At 59.4% G+C, this 16,572-nt stretch carries 14 protein-coding genes and 3 pseudogenes; 2 read left to right on the top strand and 15 right to left on the bottom strand.

Annotated elements, in window-relative coordinates; genetic code table 11:
* Positions 1-59: 59 nt before the first annotated feature.
* The 8 genes and pseudogenes from ABH909_RS17705 to argH all read right to left on the bottom strand — a co-directional run bounded on the left by ABH909_RS17705 (position 60) and on the right by argH (position 8,325).
* Complete coding sequence (locus ABH909_RS17705) at positions 60-1,238, bottom strand: MFS transporter (protein WP_429435543.1); 1,179 nt, start codon at positions 1,236-1,238, stop codon at positions 60-62.
* Positions 1,239-1,416: 178 nt separating this feature from the next.
* Positions 1,417-1,767 (bottom strand): annotated as a pseudogene (locus ABH909_RS17700) (MmgE/PrpD family protein); the annotation flags it as partial.
* 56 nt (positions 1,768-1,823) lie between these two features.
* On the bottom strand, positions 1,824-2,711 hold the full coding sequence (locus ABH909_RS17695) for a polysaccharide deacetylase family protein (protein ID WP_429435540.1): 888 nt from the start codon (positions 2,709-2,711) through the stop codon (positions 1,824-1,826).
* Positions 2,704-3,551: pseudogene (locus tag ABH909_RS17690) on the bottom strand (polysaccharide deacetylase family protein). The gene ABH909_RS17695 and the pseudogene ABH909_RS17690 overlap by 8 nt, the downstream one beginning before the upstream one ends.
* A gap of 663 nt (positions 3,552-4,214) precedes the next feature.
* On the bottom strand, positions 4,215-5,039 hold the full coding sequence (locus ABH909_RS17685; protein WP_429435537.1) for an ABC transporter substrate-binding protein: 825 nt from the start codon (positions 5,037-5,039) through the stop codon (positions 4,215-4,217).
* 53 nt (positions 5,040-5,092) lie between these two features.
* Positions 5,093-5,857 (bottom strand): amino acid ABC transporter ATP-binding protein, encoded by a 765-nt coding sequence (locus tag ABH909_RS17680; protein WP_150727267.1) that lies wholly within the window; start codon positions 5,855-5,857, stop codon positions 5,093-5,095.
* A gap of 10 nt (positions 5,858-5,867) precedes the next feature.
* On the bottom strand, positions 5,868-6,746 hold the full coding sequence (locus ABH909_RS17675) for an amino acid ABC transporter permease (protein WP_063343603.1): 879 nt from the start codon (positions 6,744-6,746) through the stop codon (positions 5,868-5,870).
* A gap of 151 nt (positions 6,747-6,897) precedes the next feature.
* Positions 6,898-8,325 carry an argininosuccinate lyase gene (argH, locus tag ABH909_RS17670; RefSeq protein ID WP_429435533.1) on the bottom strand — a complete coding sequence of 476 codons (1,428 nt, stop codon included), beginning with the start codon at positions 8,323-8,325 and terminating at the stop codon, positions 6,898-6,900.
* 321 nt (positions 8,326-8,646) lie between these two features.
* Between argH and ABH909_RS17665 the strand changes: the two genes are divergently transcribed.
* Positions 8,647-9,612 (top strand): LysR family transcriptional regulator, encoded by a 966-nt coding sequence (locus ABH909_RS17665; RefSeq protein ID WP_429435531.1) that lies wholly within the window; start codon positions 8,647-8,649, stop codon positions 9,610-9,612.
* Positions 9,613-9,895: 283 nt separating this feature from the next.
* Here ABH909_RS17665 and ABH909_RS17660 read toward each other — a convergent pair whose 3' ends face one another.
* The 4 genes and pseudogenes from ABH909_RS17660 to ABH909_RS17645 all read right to left on the bottom strand — a co-directional run.
* Positions 9,896-11,275, bottom strand: coding sequence for a UDP-glucose dehydrogenase family protein (locus tag ABH909_RS17660; protein ID WP_429435529.1), 1,380 nt, complete (start codon positions 11,273-11,275; stop codon positions 9,896-9,898).
* On the bottom strand, positions 11,272-11,685 hold the full coding sequence (gene arnF / locus ABH909_RS17655) for a 4-amino-4-deoxy-L-arabinose-phosphoundecaprenol flippase subunit ArnF (RefSeq protein WP_429435527.1): 414 nt from the start codon (positions 11,683-11,685) through the stop codon (positions 11,272-11,274). The genes ABH909_RS17660 and arnF overlap by 4 nt, the downstream gene beginning before the upstream one ends.
* Positions 11,682-12,026: a 4-amino-4-deoxy-L-arabinose-phosphoundecaprenol flippase subunit ArnE gene (gene arnE, locus ABH909_RS17650; protein ID WP_429435525.1), complete on the bottom strand. Its 345-nt coding sequence runs from the start codon at positions 12,024-12,026 to the stop codon at positions 11,682-11,684. The genes arnF and arnE overlap by 4 nt, the downstream gene beginning before the upstream one ends.
* Positions 12,023-12,307 (bottom strand): annotated as a pseudogene (locus ABH909_RS17645) (lipid IV(A) 4-amino-4-deoxy-L-arabinosyltransferase); the annotation flags it as partial. The pseudogene ABH909_RS17645 and the gene arnE, both read right to left, overlap by 4 nt.
* A gap of 309 nt (positions 12,308-12,616) precedes the next feature.
* Here ABH909_RS17645 and ABH909_RS17640 point away from each other — a divergent pair.
* Complete coding sequence (locus ABH909_RS17640; protein ID WP_429435523.1) at positions 12,617-13,555, top strand: site-specific integrase; 939 nt, start codon at positions 12,617-12,619, stop codon at positions 13,553-13,555.
* A 9-nt stretch (positions 13,556-13,564) separates the two neighbouring features.
* Here the strand turns inward: ABH909_RS17640 and ABH909_RS17635 are convergent, their stop codons facing one another.
* The 3 genes from ABH909_RS17635 to ABH909_RS17625 are packed head-to-tail and all read right to left on the bottom strand — an operon-like array spanning position 13,565 to position 16,556.
* Complete coding sequence (locus tag ABH909_RS17635) at positions 13,565-14,320, bottom strand: ABC transporter ATP-binding protein (protein ID WP_429435520.1); 756 nt, start codon at positions 14,318-14,320, stop codon at positions 13,565-13,567.
* Complete coding sequence (locus tag ABH909_RS17630) at positions 14,314-15,375, bottom strand: FecCD family ABC transporter permease (protein ID WP_429435517.1); 1,062 nt, start codon at positions 15,373-15,375, stop codon at positions 14,314-14,316. Before ABH909_RS17630 ends, ABH909_RS17635 begins: the two co-directional genes overlap by 7 nt.
* A complete protein-coding gene (locus tag ABH909_RS17625) occupies positions 15,372-16,556 on the bottom strand; it encodes an ABC transporter substrate-binding protein (RefSeq protein ID WP_429435516.1) in 1,185 nt (394 codons plus the stop codon). Before ABH909_RS17625 ends, ABH909_RS17630 begins: the two co-directional genes overlap by 4 nt.
* Positions 16,557-16,572 lie beyond the last annotated feature (16 nt).

Below are 16,572 nucleotides of genomic sequence, written 5' to 3'. Positions count from 1 at the left end.
GCACAGTGTGCCGATCATTCCTTATGCTGACAAATTCATATTAATGCTGCTTCAGTGCATTATTTTTGCGGTATTGCCACGCGTCGACCGCTCATGAAGCACAGCAAACCGCCCATCGCCGTCAACGCGCTCAGAGCATAAAACATGGTGGGCGCGGGCGTGTGCAGCAGCAGATAGCCACAGATCACCGGGCTCAGCGCCCCACCGAGGGCCGCGAGATTCTGCGCGCCGTAGTAGCTGCCGCGCAGTTCTTCCGGGGCCAGGGTGTCGACGAACAGAAATTCGGCCGGGTAAATGATCATTTCGCCAAGCGTGAAGATGAACATCGCCACGCACCAGCTCACCAGGCTGTCAGCCAGGCTGAAACCGATCAACCCGAGGATAAACAGGCTGGTGCCGCCAGCAATCCAGTAACGCAGTTGTTCGCGTTTGAGGAACCGGCCGATCTGGTATTGCAGCAGGATCACGCTGATGGCGTTGCAGGCGAGCAGGGCAGCCATGGTTTCCAGGGCGCGTTTGGTGTCTTGGGTGACTAGCAGGTATTGCGACAGATACAGGGTGAAACGACCGTGCACCACGGTGCTGAGCAGGCAGCCGCAAGTGAACATGATCAGTGTGCGGTCGTTCTTCAGGGTGATCAGGGTTTTGAGGAAACTCTGGGGCTGGCCGATGGCGGGTGTCTCGGCCGGGTCTTTGGGAATCCCGCTCATCAGGAAAATACTGAAGAATGCGATGCCGCCGGCGATCAGGAACGGCGCAAGCGGCTGCACCCCGGCGATCACCACGCCGAGCATCGGGCCGGTGGCGTAGCCGATATTGGTCAGGGTGTAGCGCAGTGAAAAAGCCTTGGCGCGCTGGCCCACGGGCAGGTTTTCGCTGAGGATTGCCTTGGACCCGATCAGGAACAGCGCCGAAGCAGTTTCGGTGAGCACCAGGGTGGCGGTGGTCAGGTAGAGGTTTTCGGCGAAGGTCAGCAACACGAAACCGATGGCGCTGGAGAGCATGGTCAGAATCAGCAGCCGACGTTTTTCGAGGCGGTCGATGATGTAACCGCCGTAAAGCGCGAGCAGCGTGGCGATGAACACCGCGATACCCAACAACAGGCCGACGTCCTGTTGGTTGAGGCCGAGTTTGTTGCTCAGAAACAGGGTGAGCAACGGGCTGGTAATGGCGCGGCTGACGACGATGGTCAGCGAAACGATCATCAAGCGGCGGATAACGAGGGAGTAAGTGGCCACGGTGGGCAAATGTCCTTATTTCAGATTCTGCGGTGTTCGCCGGGATATCGAGTCGCTGCCATTCGCGAGCAAGCCCGCTCCCACATTAAAACTGTGCCGATCACAAAATGTGTGATCAACCCGATCAACTGTGGGAGCGGGCTTGCTCGCGAAGAGGCCGGACCAGGCAACACACTATTCAACTCAGCCACCGATCAAGGGCGCGAACCGATTCCAGCTCTTCCAGCCGCCACAACTGCTCAAGCAACCCTTTCGCCTGCTCCTGCGGCATCACCCGCCCCGCCAGACTGAAAAACTTCTCCTCCAGCGCCTCATCACTCAGCGGATTGCCCGGCGCACCCAACGGCACCTCAACACACAGGCTCGCTTGCCGACCGTCCACGGTCTGCACGCTAACCACAGGCTCGCCATCCTCCGACAGTAGCGGGTCTACTTCAAGGCGAATGCGCGACATCCAGTAAGCAATTCGCGGGTGGCGACGCTTTTCGTCATCGTAGGCTTCCAACCGGCAATGCCCATGGACCAACCGCTCCATCCGCATCACCCCACTGTAGGAGCTGCCGAAGGCTGCGATCTCCTGATCTTTCATACGCCGTAATCCCGATAATGACGTTCGTACACGGCCGCCGGATGATCCTCGGCCACGGGCGCTGCCGATTCAGCCCACCATTGAGCGACCTCGGCACCGGTGGCAATCCACACGTCGTCATGCTGTTGGATGCTTTGCAGCAATTGACGCAATATGCCGATCCGCCCGGGCGTGGCGATGATTTCCGGGTGCAGTCGCAGCACGTAACACAGCCCGAAGCGGTGAAACCCGGCGAAGTCCATTTGCAGATTGCCCCGCGTGTGGCTGTAAGAGGCGATCCGCGATTGTGCCGGCGGCACCGCCGGGCTGAGGTTGAAGGCGAAGTAGGGTTCGTCTTCCAGTTCGTAGTGCAACGGCAGCTCGATCACTTCGGGGGCCGTCGGATGAGCGAAGGGCAAATCATCGCCGCGCCATGACGAATCCCAGCGGATGCCATGTCCCCTTAACGCTTCAATGAATCCGGGCGCACCGTTGCCGGCCGGGATACGAAAGCCTGTGGGAAGCTGACCGGTCAGCGCGCTCAAGGCCGCGCAACCCTTGGCGACCTCTGCACTTTGCTCGGCCAGCGTCAGGTTGTCGTAGTTTTGATGGCGATACCCGGCGCAGGCAATCTCATGCCCGCCAGCCTGGATCGCTCGGATGTGCTGCGGGTTTTCCTCGGCGACGATGCCGGGAATGAACCAACTGCTGGAAACGCCCAGCTCTTCGAGAAGCTTGAGCAACCGCTCGACGCCGCGTTGGGTGCCGTAGCGCCACACCGATAAAGTCTTGTCGCGCCCGGCGACTTCCGGCGCCTGGGTGAGGATGCCGTGGATGTCGTTGTAATCGACGGTCAGCACCACGGCGCAGCGGTAGCCGTTGGGCCAGACGATGGAATCAGCCATGGTGATGCTCCTTCAGCCACCAGTGGGCGATGTCGCGGCAGGTGGCGAACCAGACGTCCTCGCGTTGGCGCATGTGTTCCAAGAGTTTTTCCAGAAGCAGGATGCGCCCCGGTTTGCCGATGATCTTGGGATGGAACAGGGTGGTCAGGCACAACCCTTCATCCATGGCACCGTCGACTCGCGACACCAGTTGTCCAGGGTCAGTTCGTAGCTCGCCGTGCGGTCCAGTCCCGATGGAAAGTCCGGCGCGCGGGTGTAGGCGAGGGAGGCGTAGTCGTCCATTTCCCAGCGGCCGGGGATTTCCACCAGCGGCGTATCGAAGCCCGGCACGTTGACCAGATACGGCCGATCATCGCCGCGCATGCTGCTGGAATAAGTCACGCCGGCTTCCACCAGCATGGCCGGTGTTTCGGCTCGCCAGTCGCCGGATGGTGTGCGGAAACCTTCGGCGCGGATGTTCAGATGCTTCCAGAAGACCTCGCGGGATTTGTGCATCACGTCCTTTTGCTGGTCCAGCGTCAGGGCGTAAAAGGATTCATGTTTGTAACCGTGGTAAGCCACCTCATGCCCGCGCTCGACGATTGCCTGGCACTGTTTCGGCCAGTTCTCTACGACCCAGGCCGGGACGAAGAACGTGGTCGGGATTTGGAACTCATCCAGTAAATCGAGAATCCGCGGCAGCGCCCGATAGGGGCCATAACCACCGAAACCGAAATACTCGGGCTTGCGCCAGATCGAGCCGTTGAGCATTGCATCGCCGGTCGGGCCATCGAGGTCGAAGGCCAGAGCGAGACAGGCTGTGTGCTGGTCGGGCCAGGTCGGCTGGGGTGAGGAGGACATGTGGTGCTCCAACTATTTATAAGTAAACGCCGAACCCTGTGGGAGCGGGCTTGCTCGCGAAGAGGGCGGTACATTCAACATCTTTGTCTCCTGACAGACCGCCTTCGCGGGCAAGCCCGCTCCCACAGGTTTTTCGGTTGGCCACAAAATTGTGATCAACCCAGAGTTAGTGTGGGCGGGGTTTGCTCGCGATGAGGTTGGCACATTCAACATCTTTGTCTCCTGACAGACCGCCTTCGCGGGCAAGCCCGCTCCCACAGGTTTTTCGGTTGGCCACAAAATTGTGATCAACCCAGAATTAGTGTGGGCGGGCTTGCTCGCGATGAGGTTGGCACATTCAACATCTTTGTCTCCTGACAGACCGCCTTCGCGGGCAAGCCCGCTCCCACAGGTTTTTCGGTTGGCCACAAAATTGTGATCAACCCAGAGTTAGTGTGGGCGGGCTTGCTCGCGATGAGGTTGGCACATTCAACATCTTTGTCTCCTGACAGACCGCCTTCGCGGGCAAGCCCGCTCCCACAGGTTTTTCGGTTGGCCACAAAATTGTGATCAACCCAGAGTTAGTGTGGGAGCGGGCTTGCTCGCGAAGAGGCCGGTACATTCAACACCTATGTCATCTGACAGGCCGCTATCGCGAGCAGGCTCACTCCTACGGGGCAAGCATTACTTGCCGGCGTTAATGGTCACAGTTTTGATCGCGCCCAGTTCCAGGTCCCACTTCTTCAGGATCGCCTGGTAGCTGCCGTCATCGACCAGGCTCTGCATCGCCACTTTCACCGCTTCACTCAGCTCAGGCTTTTTCTTGCTCACACCCAGCCCGGTGAATTGCTTGGAAATTGGCAGGCCCACGGTTTTGTACATGTCCTTTTCCTGGGTCTTGAGGTACGGCAGGGTTTCGCTGCCCTGCATGGCCGCGTCGATACGGCTTTGACGCAGTTGCGCGCGGGCGTCCGCCGAGCCTTCGGTGCCGATCACGTTGATCGCGGGCTTGCCGGCGGCTTCGCAGTTGGCCTTGCTCCACTCGGAGATTTCCGTCGGGAAGGTCGTACGTCGGCTGGTGCCGACTTTCTTGCCGCACAGATCAATGATCTCGTTGGAGTCCTTGTTTTTCTGCAAGGTGTAGAACTGCGGGCCGCTGGTGAAGTAGTCGACGAAGGTCACGCTGGCCTGACGCTCGGCGGTGTCGGTCATGCCCGACATCACCATGTCGACGCGGTCGGTGGTCAGCGCGTTGATCATTTGCTCGAAGCCGGTTTCCTGCCATTTGATCTTCACGCCCAAACGTTCGGCCAGGGCGTTGCCCAGGTCAACGTCGAGCCCTGTGAGGGTATTGGTGGCCGGGTCCTTGAAATCCATTGGCGGGTAGTTCGGCATGATTGCCACAACGACCTCGCCCTTGGCCTTGATGCTGGCCGGTAGCTCGGCGGCCCAGGTGAAGCTGGAAGCCATAACGCCTGCGAGTACTGCTGGGATAACTATGTTCTTCATGGTCGTTCTCTTATGAGTGTTATTACGCAGCTCTTGGTTTACGAGGCTGGCGCTTAGGTTCGAACGGCAGAAATGAAGCTTTGGGTGCGTGGGTTTTGCGGACTTATTAGTATTTCTTCGGGGCTTCCAGCCTCCACGATCTGTCCTTCGTCCATGAACACCATGCGGTTGGAAACCTCGCGAGCGAAGCCCAACTCATGGGTGACAACGATCATGGTCATGCCGGTCTGCGCCAGGTCGCGCATCACCGACAGCACCTCACCGACCAGTTCCGGGTCGAGTGCCGAAGTGGGTTCATCGAACAGCATCAGCTTGGGGCGCATGGCCAACGCGCGGGCAATCGCCACCCGTTGTTGCTGACCGCCCGACAACTCGATCGGGTAGCTGTTGCGCTTGTCGGCCAGGCCGACGCGAGCGAGCAATTCCAAGGCTTCTTCGTGCGCTTCTTTGGGCGAACGCTTGAGCACCTGGCACGGCCCTTCGATGATGTTTTGCAGCACAGTCATGTGCGGGAACAGATTGAAGCGCTGGAACACCATGCCGGTGGCCAGGCGCTGACGGGCGATCTGCGACTCATTGAGTTCGTGCAGTTTGTTGCCGGCGATGCGGTAACCCACCAGCTCGCCGTCGACCCACAGGCCGCCCTTGTCGATTTTTTCCAGCTGATTGACGCACCGCAGCAGCGTGCTCTTGCCGGAGCCAGACGGGCCGATGATGCACAGCACTTCGCCTTGCTCGACCTCGATGTTGATGTCCTTGAGCGCGTGGAAATGGTCGTAGTACTTGTTCAGGCTCACGGCCTTGACGATGCTTCTCATGTTGAACTCCTCAAGAACGCTTGCCGGCGCCGCGAGCGAAACGACGCTCCAGACGGCTTTGACCAAACGACAGCACGGTGACGGTGGCCAGGTACCAGATACCGGCGACGATCAGCAGCTCCATCACGCGGGCGTTGGCGTAGTAGATGTTCTGGGCGTTGTAGAGCAGTTCCGAATACTGGATGACACTCGCCAGGGAGGTCATTTTCACCATGCCGATGAACTCGTTGCCCACCGGCGGAATGATGATCCGCATGGCCTGGGGCAGGATGATCCGGCGCAAGGCTTGCAGGCGCGGCATGCCGATCGATTTGGCGGCTTCGTACTGCCCGGTGTCCACCGAGAGCAGGCCGGCACGCACCACTTCGGCGGTGTAGGCGCCCTGGTTGATGCTCAAGCCGAGGAGGGCGGCGGCGAAGGGCGTCATCAGGCTTACGGTGTCCATTTCGAACAGGCCGGGGATGCCGATGGTGGGAAAAATCAGCGCCAGGTTGAACCACAGCAGCAGCTGCAGAATCAGCGGCGTGCCGCGAAACAGCCAGGTGTAGGTCAGCGCCACATAGCGCAGGATCGGGTTGGCCGACATGCGCATGATCGCCGTGATCACCCCGAACACGATGCCCAGCGCCATCGCCAGCACCGCCATGACGATGGTGTTGAGCAAGCCCCACATAATGGCCTGTGAGGTAAGGAACTGGCCGATGTATGACCATTCGATCTTGCCTTCGGCGAAGGCCCGTACCAGACCGACAATCGCAATCACGATCACCGTGGCGAAGAAAATCCGCCCGTAATAACGCCGTGGCACATGCTGGTACTGCGTGATATCGAACTGGTTTTCCGCCAGTTTGCGCTCCGCCTGGAGTCGTTCTGCCTGAGTCTGGCTCATGTTGTTTCTCCGTACACTTGGTAATTCAGGCCAACCACAATCCCCTGTGGGAGCGGGCTTGCTCGCGAATGCGGTGTGTCATTCAACATGAATGGCGACTGACACGGCCCCTTCGCGAGCAAGCCCGCTCCCACAGGTTTTGCGCTCTGACTTAAAGACGAAATCCCTGATAGTTCTCGGTCCATTGCTGCTGCGCCGCAAGGGCAGTTTTCAGTCGGCCGATCTGCTCGCGCACCTGTTGCGGCGCGGTGCCGCCCCAGCCGCTGCGGGCGGCGATGGCGGCTTCCAGCGTCAGGCTGTCGCGCACTTCAGGTTTGAGGCGCGAATCGATCTCGGCCAGCAGCGCCGGGGATGCTTCCCACAATTCGATCTCATGTTTCTCACAGGCCTGGACCAGTGCGCCGGTGATTTCGTGAGCTTCCTTGAACGGCACGCCCCGCACTGCCAGCCAGTCAGCCACTTCGGTAGCGAGGGTGAAACCCAGCGGGGCCTGACGCCGAAGTTCTTCGACGTTGACCTTCATCGTCGCGACCATTCCAGCCATCGCCGGCAGTACCAGCAGCAGGGTGTCGACGCTGTCCAGCACGCCATTTTTGTCTTCACTCAAGTCGCGGTTGTAGGACAGCGGCAGGGATTTGAGGGTCGACAGCAAACCGGTCAGGTTACCGATCAGGCGACCGGCCTTGCCCCGAGCCAGTTCGGCGATGTCCGGGTTTTTCTTCTGCGGCATGATCGAACTGCCGGTGGCGTAGGCATCGTCCAGCGCGACCCAGCGAAATTGCCGCGACGACCACAGGCAGAACTCTTCGGCGAGGCGGGAAATGTTGATCCCCAGCATGCTGGCGATAAACAGGAACTCGGCAACGTGATCGCGGCTGGCCACGGCGTCGATGGAGTTTTCGCAAACACCGCTGTAGCCCATTTCCCTGGCCGACTGCTGCGGCAGGCGCGCGATGGCGGAACCGGCCATGGCCGCCGCGCCGAGTGGCGACAGCGAGGTGCGCACATCCCAATCCACCAGACGCTGCACATCGCGCAGCATCGATTGGGCGTGGGCCAGCAAGTGGTGGGCGAAGACGATCGGCTGGGCCTGTTGCAAGTGGGTGAACCCAGGACAGATGCTCTCGATGTGTTGCTCGGCCTGATCCACTAACGCTTGTTGCAAGGTCAGCACTTCAACGGCCAGGGTCCGCACGTGATCACGCAGGAACAGGCGCAGGTCATTGGCGGTCTGGTCGTTGCGCGAGCGGCCGGCGCGTAGCTTGCCGCCCAGGGCGCCGAGGCGTTCGGTCAGCAGGCGTTCGATGAACGTGTGGACGTCTTCGTCATCCAGCGTCGGTGCGATGCTGCCGGCACGGAAGTCATCACCGATACGCTCCAGGGCGTCGAGCATGGTCTGGGTTTCCTGCTCGCTCAGAAGCCCTGCGCGCTGCAATTCCCGGGCATGCGCCTTGGAACCGGCGAGGTCATACGGGGTGAGGCGAAAGTAGCGCTCGGGGCAACGGGACAGGGCCGCCAGGGCCTCGGACGGGCCGCTCTTGAAGCGGGCACCCCAGAGACGGTCGGTGGATTGAGACATTGTTGTTTTCCTCGTCGTAGAGCGAATTGAAATCGGTATGCCGTCAGATCGAAGCGATATCTCATGTAGGAGCTGCCGAAGGCTGCGATCTTTTGATCTTGGTTGACCCATAAAAGATCAAGATCAAAAGATCGCAGCCTGCGGCAGCTCCTACGTTGAAGTGTCAGTTTTTAATAGTTCAAAATCAGTGAGTTGGCACTGATCGGCGGGATTTATAAACGGTTGCCAAGCTTTGTTTTCTGTGTTCATTATTATTAGCCAGCACTGTTTTTGTTGTTGGACACAGAGTGTTGAATAGGGCGCCAGAGGTAAATAAGCATTATGGAAACCCCACTTTCCAATTCCGGAAACCCGCCGCCAAAAACGGTACATCGGGCACCGCTGACCCTCAGCGGTCTGGATTTCAAACTGCTCAAAGTGTTCAAGGCCGTGGTCGAGGCGGGTGGCTTCAGCGCGGCGCAGAATGAGCTGAATGTGGGCCTGGCGGCCATCAGCAAACAGATCTCCGACCTCGAGATTCGCATCGGCATGCGCCTGTGTACCCGAGGGCGGGAAGGTTTTCACCTGACCGAAGAAGGGCGTCTGGTGTACCAGGCGTCGATCGATCTGTTTGCCTCGGTCGATAACTTTCGTGACCGGCTTAGTTCGGCGCAGAATGAACTTATTGGCGACCTTGGGGTGGGTGTTATTGATAATACGATCACCGACGATAGTTCACCGCTAGTTGCGGCGCTTAGAAAGCTGAATGAAGAGTCGCCGAAAGTAAGGCTTCAACTTCAGGCGTCTCAGTTAGATGAGGTGGAAAGAGGCGTAGTCGAAGGGCGGTTAGTAGCCGGGATTGTGCCGGTTTATCAGAAACGAGAAGAGTTCGATTACTTCCCGCTTTATGAAGAACACTCTTACGTGTATTGCGCTGTCGGCCATCCGCTGTTCTCGGTGCCGGAGGCGGAGATGGGCAGGAATGTGCTGCAGGATCACGAGTGCATCAACCACCGTTACGCGATCCATCGAGACAAACTGAATTTTGCCCGCTACGACAGCTTTTCCGCATCGGCCACTCAGGTTGAAGCCGTAGCGCTGCTGGTCAAGACCGGCCGTTTTGTGGGTTTCCTGCCCAGGCATTACGCCGCAAATCTGGTGGCTCAGGGGCAGTTTCGGGCGGTGCGGCCGGACCTGATCAATATCGTCACGCCGTTCAATCTGATCCTGCGCCACAACACCGTGCGCAGTCCGCTGGTGAAGGCGTTTGCCCAAGCGTTGGGGGTGGATTTGAAAGCGTCGGTTTGACCCCAAGCGCAAGTGTTCAAGCATGGCTAACAATAACCAACAGACAATACTTCTATGTAGAAACTGCCGCAGACTGCGATCTGTTGATCTTGATCTTCGGCAACTTCGAAGCCGCCAAAAGATCGCAGCCTTCGGCGACGCCTACAAGCATGCGTACACCGAGCTTTGTGTAGGAGCTGCCGCAGGCTGCGATCTTTTGATCTTGATTTTCGGCAACTTTGAAGCCGCCAAAAGATCGCAGCCTTCGGCAGCTCCTACAAGGATGGGCCGGGAGATGGGCGCGTCACGCCACGACCGAGGCCGCTGGCCATTGCTGATGGGGAATCGGCAGGTTGCGCGATTCGCCACGGCCCATCGGGAAGTACAGAAAACCACTGCGGGCCAGGCGTTCGGCGTCGTACAGGTTGCGCCCGTCGAAGATCACCGGAGCGTTGAGCCGTTGCTGGATCAGATCGAAGTCGGGGGCCTTGAACTGCTGCCATTCGGTGCAGATGATCAGTGCGTCCGCACCCGCGAGCACCGATTCCGGCGTGCCCATGAGCATCAGCTTCGATTGGTCAGGATAGAGGAGTTGGGTTTCCTGCATGGCCTGCGGGTCGAACGCCCGCACATGAGCCCCGGCCGCCCATAGCGATTCCAGCAGCACCCGGCTCGGCGCATCGCGCATGTCATCGGTGTTGGGCTTGAAGGCCAGGCCCCACAGGGCGAAGGTTCTGCCGCGCAAGTCGCCCTTGTAGAAGGCGTTGATGCGTTCAAACAGTTTGTGTTTCTGCCGCTGGTTGATCGCTTCCACCGCTTGCAGCAGGTCGCTGGAGCAATGAGCCGCTTTGGCACTGTGAATCAGCGCACGCATGTCCTTGGGGAAACACGAGCCACCGTATCCGCAGCCGGGATAGATGAAGTGATAACCGATGCGTGAATCGGCGCCGATGCCCAGCCGCACCGATTCGATGTCGGCACCCAGGTGTTCGGCCAGCTCGGCGATCTGGTTGATGAAACTGATCTTGGTCGCCAGCATGCAGTTGGCGGCGTATTTGGTCAGCTCGGCGCTGCGCAGGTCCATGAACATGATGCGGTCATGGTTGCGATTGAATGGGGCGTAGAGATCGCGCATCACATCGCGCACGTCATCGCGTTCACAGCCGATGATGATGCGGTCCGGGCGCCGGCAATCGGCCACGGCCGACCCTTCCTTGAGAAACTCGGGGTTGGAGACGATATCGAACTGCAGCAGCCGACCGACCTTGAGCAGGCACTTTTCGATATGCGCGCGCAGCGTATCGCCCGTGCCCACCGGCACCGTGGATTTCTCCACCAGAATCACCGGTTGTTCACGATGACGCGCCACCGCTTCACCCACCGACAGCACGTGGCGCAGGTCCGCTGAACCATCGTCCCTGGACGGCGTGCCGACGGCAATGAACAGCACCTGGCCATGTTGCACCGCGAATTTTTCGTCGGTGGTGAACTGCAGCCGTTTGGCTTCCAGGCTTTCGCGCACCAGGCTGGCCAGCCCCGGTTCGAAGATGCTGACGTGGCCTTGTTGCAGCAACGCGACTTTATTCTCGTCAATGTCCATGCACACCACGTCGTGGCCGACTTCAGCCAGGACGGCAGCTTGCACCAGGCCGACATAACCGCTACCAAATACGCTGATTTTCATGGAGCTCTCCTGATTGTGGGCGCGTGAGCAGGTCGAGAGTTGATGGTGATGACACCGAGGATGACCAACGCCACCCCCAGGGTTTTCGAAAGGCTGAAGGATTCGTTGAACAGCGGCAGGCTGGCGGCCAGCACATACACCAGCGCGTAGCTGATGCTCAGCAGCGAATACGCCCGCCCCAGAGGCAAATCGCGCAGGGCGGCGAGCCAGGTGAGCATCGACACGGCATAGGCGAGAATGGCGGCCAGCACGACGACTACGGCGAACACATCGACGCTGCCGTTGCTCAAGGCGGATATCAACTGTTCGGGATGGGGCAAACGGGTCATGCTCCAGCGCATGCCCAACTGTGCGGCGCTACCCAGCAGCACGCTGCCCAGGGCGAAGGCAAGTCCGCGACGCAGACTCACGCGTGTTGCCCCAGCAGCGCTACGCCAGCGATTACCAGCGCCACGCCCAGCCAGTGACGGCGGTCGATGGTTTCATGAAAGACGAAGCGGGCGACCAGTGTGATCAACACAAAATTCAGGCTGAGCATGGGATAGGCGACGCCGACTTCGAGGCGCTGCAACACCAGCAGCCAGACCAGCAAGCCCAATCCCAAGGAGGCGAGCGTCAGCCACAGCCATGGCGAGCGCAGTTTCTCGCCCCAGCCCGACGTCTTGCCGCGCCAACTTTCCACGGCGTATTTCTGGGCGATTTGGCCCAGGCAGGTCAGCAGGCAGGCAGCCAATACGAGCAGCAGGCTCATGACACCCCCTGAGGAACGATCAGAGTCACCAGGTTGCCTTGTTCATAACGTTTGCCATCCTTGGGCAGTCGTTCGATTTCTTGCAGCTCGCCATCGCCCTTGACCCGCATCACCATCGACCGAACCTCTGGCGGTTTCTTTCCCATGCACGGGTGCTCCTTGTCCGCGACTCGCTGCTTCATTGAATGAGGATAGGCGAGGCCATATTTCAATTCGCCTATCGTGTTGCATAACGCCACGTCGGGGCGTTTCAGGCGTCAGGCCAGGGCTGAAGCGGTGCCGGCCAGTACAATGGTCTCGCTCATTGCAACCGTTGATATCCAGTCAAGCAGACGTTTGGCATTGGCGATGCCATGTTTGTTGGCCAGAGCCGATCGAGATCGAACGCCGCGCCGGCGTAATGCAACGGAATGATTGGCGGTAAGCCAAGAAGCCATCAATTGACTTTTTCGGCCATGACCGGCAGCGTGACGGCCCCTCGGGCTGGTCGAATGCAGGTAATAGCCCGACAGAAATCCCTCGTTTTTATCTCAAGTAAATTTCATTGTTCAGTTGTTTTGTTGAACTTTATTCATTTCAAGGCCGTTTCATTGATTGACTTACCTGCTACTGAATCCAGCGTTTCCAAAGCCAACCCGTTAACCCTGTACCTGGCCCGTCTGGCACCGTCCAGCCAGTTGACCATGCGTTATGTATTGCAGGACGCCGCCGACCGTCTGGACTTCGAAGACATGAACATCGAAGAGATTCCCTGGCACGAGCTGCAACCCGAGGATGTCGTTGCCCTGGTCGCGACCTTGCGCGAAGACGGCTACGCGCCCAATACCTCGTCGCTCTACGTTAATGCGGTGCGCGGGGTGATGAACGAAGCGTGGCGCATGAGCCTGATCAGTCAGGAGCATCTGCTGAAAATGCGTTCGGTCAAAGGCATTGCCGGCACGCGGCTGTCCCAGGGGCGCAACCTCAAGCGCACCTTGATTCGTGACTTGATGGAGGTCTGCGCCGCCGACCCACGGCCACAAGGGCTACGGGATGCGGCAATCATCGGGATTCTGTACGGGTCGGGGATGCGCAAATCGGAGTCGGTGAATCTGGACCTGGCCCAGGTGGACTTCACCGAACGCAGCCTGTGCGTCACCGCCAAGGGCAACAAACAGCTGATCAAGTACGCGCCAGCCTGGGCCTTCGCCAAACTGGATGCGTGGCTGGAGTTGCGGCGTTCGCAGTTAAAGGAGGGCGAGACGGATGATCCGTTCCTGTTCAACCGCATCCGCCGTGGCAGCCACATTACCCGCGAGCGCATCACCAAGCATGCGATCTACTACATTGCCCGGCAACGCGGTGCGCAGGTCGGGGTGAAAATCATGCCGCACGATTTCAGGCGGTCGTTTATCACCCGAGTGATCGAAGAGCACGACCTGTCGATCGCGCAGAAACTGGCCCACCACAGCAACATCCAGACCACGGCCAATTACGATGTGCGCGACGATAATGAACGCCGTCGGGCAGTGGACCGCTTCGACCTTTGAGGGCGGGTGTCAGACGATATCGTCGATCAGAATGTGGCTTTGGGCACGGCTGCATTTCTCGATCCGTGCTTCGACCTTGTAGACCTCGCGCAGCATCTGCTCAGTGATCACTTCATCGCTGGGCCCGCTGCCCTGGCTGGTACCGTTGGCGATGACCAGCACCTGATCGGCGAAGCGCAGGGCTTGATTCAGGTCGTGGATCGCGATGAACACAATCACCTCGCGTTTGCGCGCCAGTGCCCGCATGAAGTTCAGCACTTGCACCTGCCGATGCATGTCGAGGGCGCTGGTCGGTTCGTCCATCAGCAGGATTTCCGGCTCGCGCACCAGGGTTTGCGCAATCGACACCAGTTGTTGCTGGCCGCCACTGAGTTCGCCGAGGTTACGGAAAGACAGCTCGGTGATCCCCAGTGCGCCGAGGATTTCGTCCACCAGTCTCAACTCGTCGTCGTGCACGATCCAGCCCGGGGTCAGTTGTTTGCGCGCCAGCAACACTGACTCGTAAACCGTCAGACGGGCGCTGGCATTCAAGCCTTGCGGCATGTAGCTGATGCCTTGTGAACCTTTTTTCGAGTTTTGCAGAATGACTTGGCCTGGCCCATCGATCAGCCCGGCCATGCGTTTGAACAGTGTCGACTTGCCCGCTGCGTTCGGCCCGACCACGGCGACCACCTGGCCACCGGTGAAGGTCGTGGTGGTCACGCCGCAAATGATCTCGCGCTGGCCGTAGCGGGCGCCAAGGTTCTCAAGCTGGATCTTCACCATGAGTTTTTCTTCCCGCTGAGAATCAGAGATATGAAGAACGGCACGCCGATCAGCGAGGTGACCACGCCGATGGGAAATATCGCACCCGGGATCAGGGTTTTACTGACGACCGAACTGGCGGACAGAATCAGCGAACCGGTCAGCAGCGAGGCGGGTAAAAAGAACCGTTGATCTTCGCCGATCAGCATCCGTGCGATGTGCGGCCCGACCAGCCCGATAAAGCCAATGGTGCCAACAAACGCCACCGGAAACGAGGCGAGCAGGCTGACCATGATCAGCGTCTGAAAGCGCAGGCTGCGCACGTTGATCCCGAAACTCGCGGCCTTGTCATCGCCCAGACGCAGGGCGGTCAAGGCCCAGGCGCGTTTGGCGAAAATCGGCAGGGTGATCAGGATCACCAGGCAGATCACCCCGAGTTTTGGCCAGGTGGCTTTGGTCAAACTGCCCATGGTCCAGAACACCACTGCCGCGACGGCTTGTTCGGTGGCGAAAAACTGCACCAGCGCCAGCAGCGCATTGAAAGTGAATACCAACGCAATGCCGAGCAGCACGATGGTTTCCGCCGTCACCCCGCGACGCATGCTCAGGAAGTGGATCAGCAGGGCGGAAAGCATCGCCATGATGAAGGCGTTCACCGGCACCATGTACTGCGCCGCCACGGGGAACAGCGCGACGCCGAAGGCCAGGCCCATGGCCGCGCCGAAACTGGCGGCGGCAGAAATGCCCAAGGTGAAAGGGCTGGCGAGAGGGTTGTTGAGGATGGTCTGCATCTGCGCGCCGGCCAGCGATAATGCTGCGCCGACCGCCACCGCCATCAGCGCTACCGGCAGACGGATTTCCCACATCACCACCCGCACTTGCGCCGATGCGGTGTCCGGTGAAAACAGCGCGTTAAGCACTTCGCTCAAGCTGTAACTGGCGGGGCCCAGGGCCAGATCCAGCAACACGCTGCATACCAGCAACACCACCAACGCCGCGAGGATCAGCCGTTTGCGCAGCACCAGTTGGCGATACGTGTCGCGCTGTACGATCTGCGCTTCGCCCAGAGAACTCATTGTCGGCTCTCCTTCAGGCTGACGAAGTAACCCGACTCGTACGGTACCGGCAGGAATCGCTCATGCAGTTCGCGAAACGAGGCGTCCGGATCGAGGTCGGCAAACAGCGTCGGGTGAAACCATTTGGCGAGTTGCTGGATGGCCACGAATTGGTAAGGGCTGTTGTAGAACTGGTGCCAGATCGCATGAAACGCCTGAGTGTCCTGAGCCTTGATCCCGGCATATGCCGGGCGTTGGGTGTACCAGGCCAATTTGCGTCGGGCCTCTGTGAGGTCTGCGCCCGGGCCGACGCCGACCCAACGCCCACTGGGCGCGAAGGCTTCCCAGTTAGCACTGGTCACGACCACGTGATCCGGGTTGGCGACGATCACCTGTTCAGGGTTCAACTGGCCGAAGGTATTCGGAATGATGCCTTTGGCGATGTTGTTGCCGCCGGCCATCTCGACGAAACGACCGAAGTTCTCATTGCCGAAACTCAGGCAACAATCGTCGGTGTAGCCGCCGATACGCTCGATGAACACGTTCGGGCGCGGTGCTTGAGTGGCCTTGATGACGTCGGTGACGCGGCGGATCTGCTGGTTGCGAAAATCGATGAACGCCTCGGCACGCGCTTCCTTGCCGAACAGTTTGCCGAACAGGCGCATGGTCGGTTCGGTGTTGGCCATCGGGTTGTTGCGAAAATCGACATAGACCACCGGAATGCCCAAGGCGTCGAGTTTCTCGATGTAGCGAGCATCTTCGGTTGCGTGTTGGGCTTCGATGTTGAGGATGATCACGTCGGGCTGCTGCGAGATGGCTTGCTCGATGTCGAACGTGCCGTCTTCAAAGCCGCCGAAGGTGGGAATCTTCGCGATGTCAGGGAATTTGCGCAGGTAGGCGCCATAGGTGTCCGGATCGGACTGGATCAAGTCTTTGCGCCAACCGACGATGCGCTCGATCGGGTTCTGCGTATCCAGCGCGGCGACCAGGTACAGCTGACGACCTTCACCTAGAATCACCCGTCTGACCGGCAGGTGCACCTTGACCTTGCGGCCCAGCAAGTCAGTCACCGTGACTGCTGCAGGGTCTTGAGCGGCGGCGACCGCATTGCGCGGCGCCAGTGAAAAAAACAACGCCACGCCCAGCACTCCTGCCAATAGCAGGGCAACGAAGGCGTGGCTGTGTCGATGAACAGATGCCATGGTTGAAGCCTTTACA

The organism is Pseudomonas sp. BS3782 TE3695 (assembly GCF_050435305.1).
Taxonomy (GTDB): Bacteria; Pseudomonadota; Gammaproteobacteria; order Pseudomonadales; family Pseudomonadaceae; genus Aquipseudomonas.
This window is presented reverse-complemented; position numbering and strand designations above follow the sequence as displayed.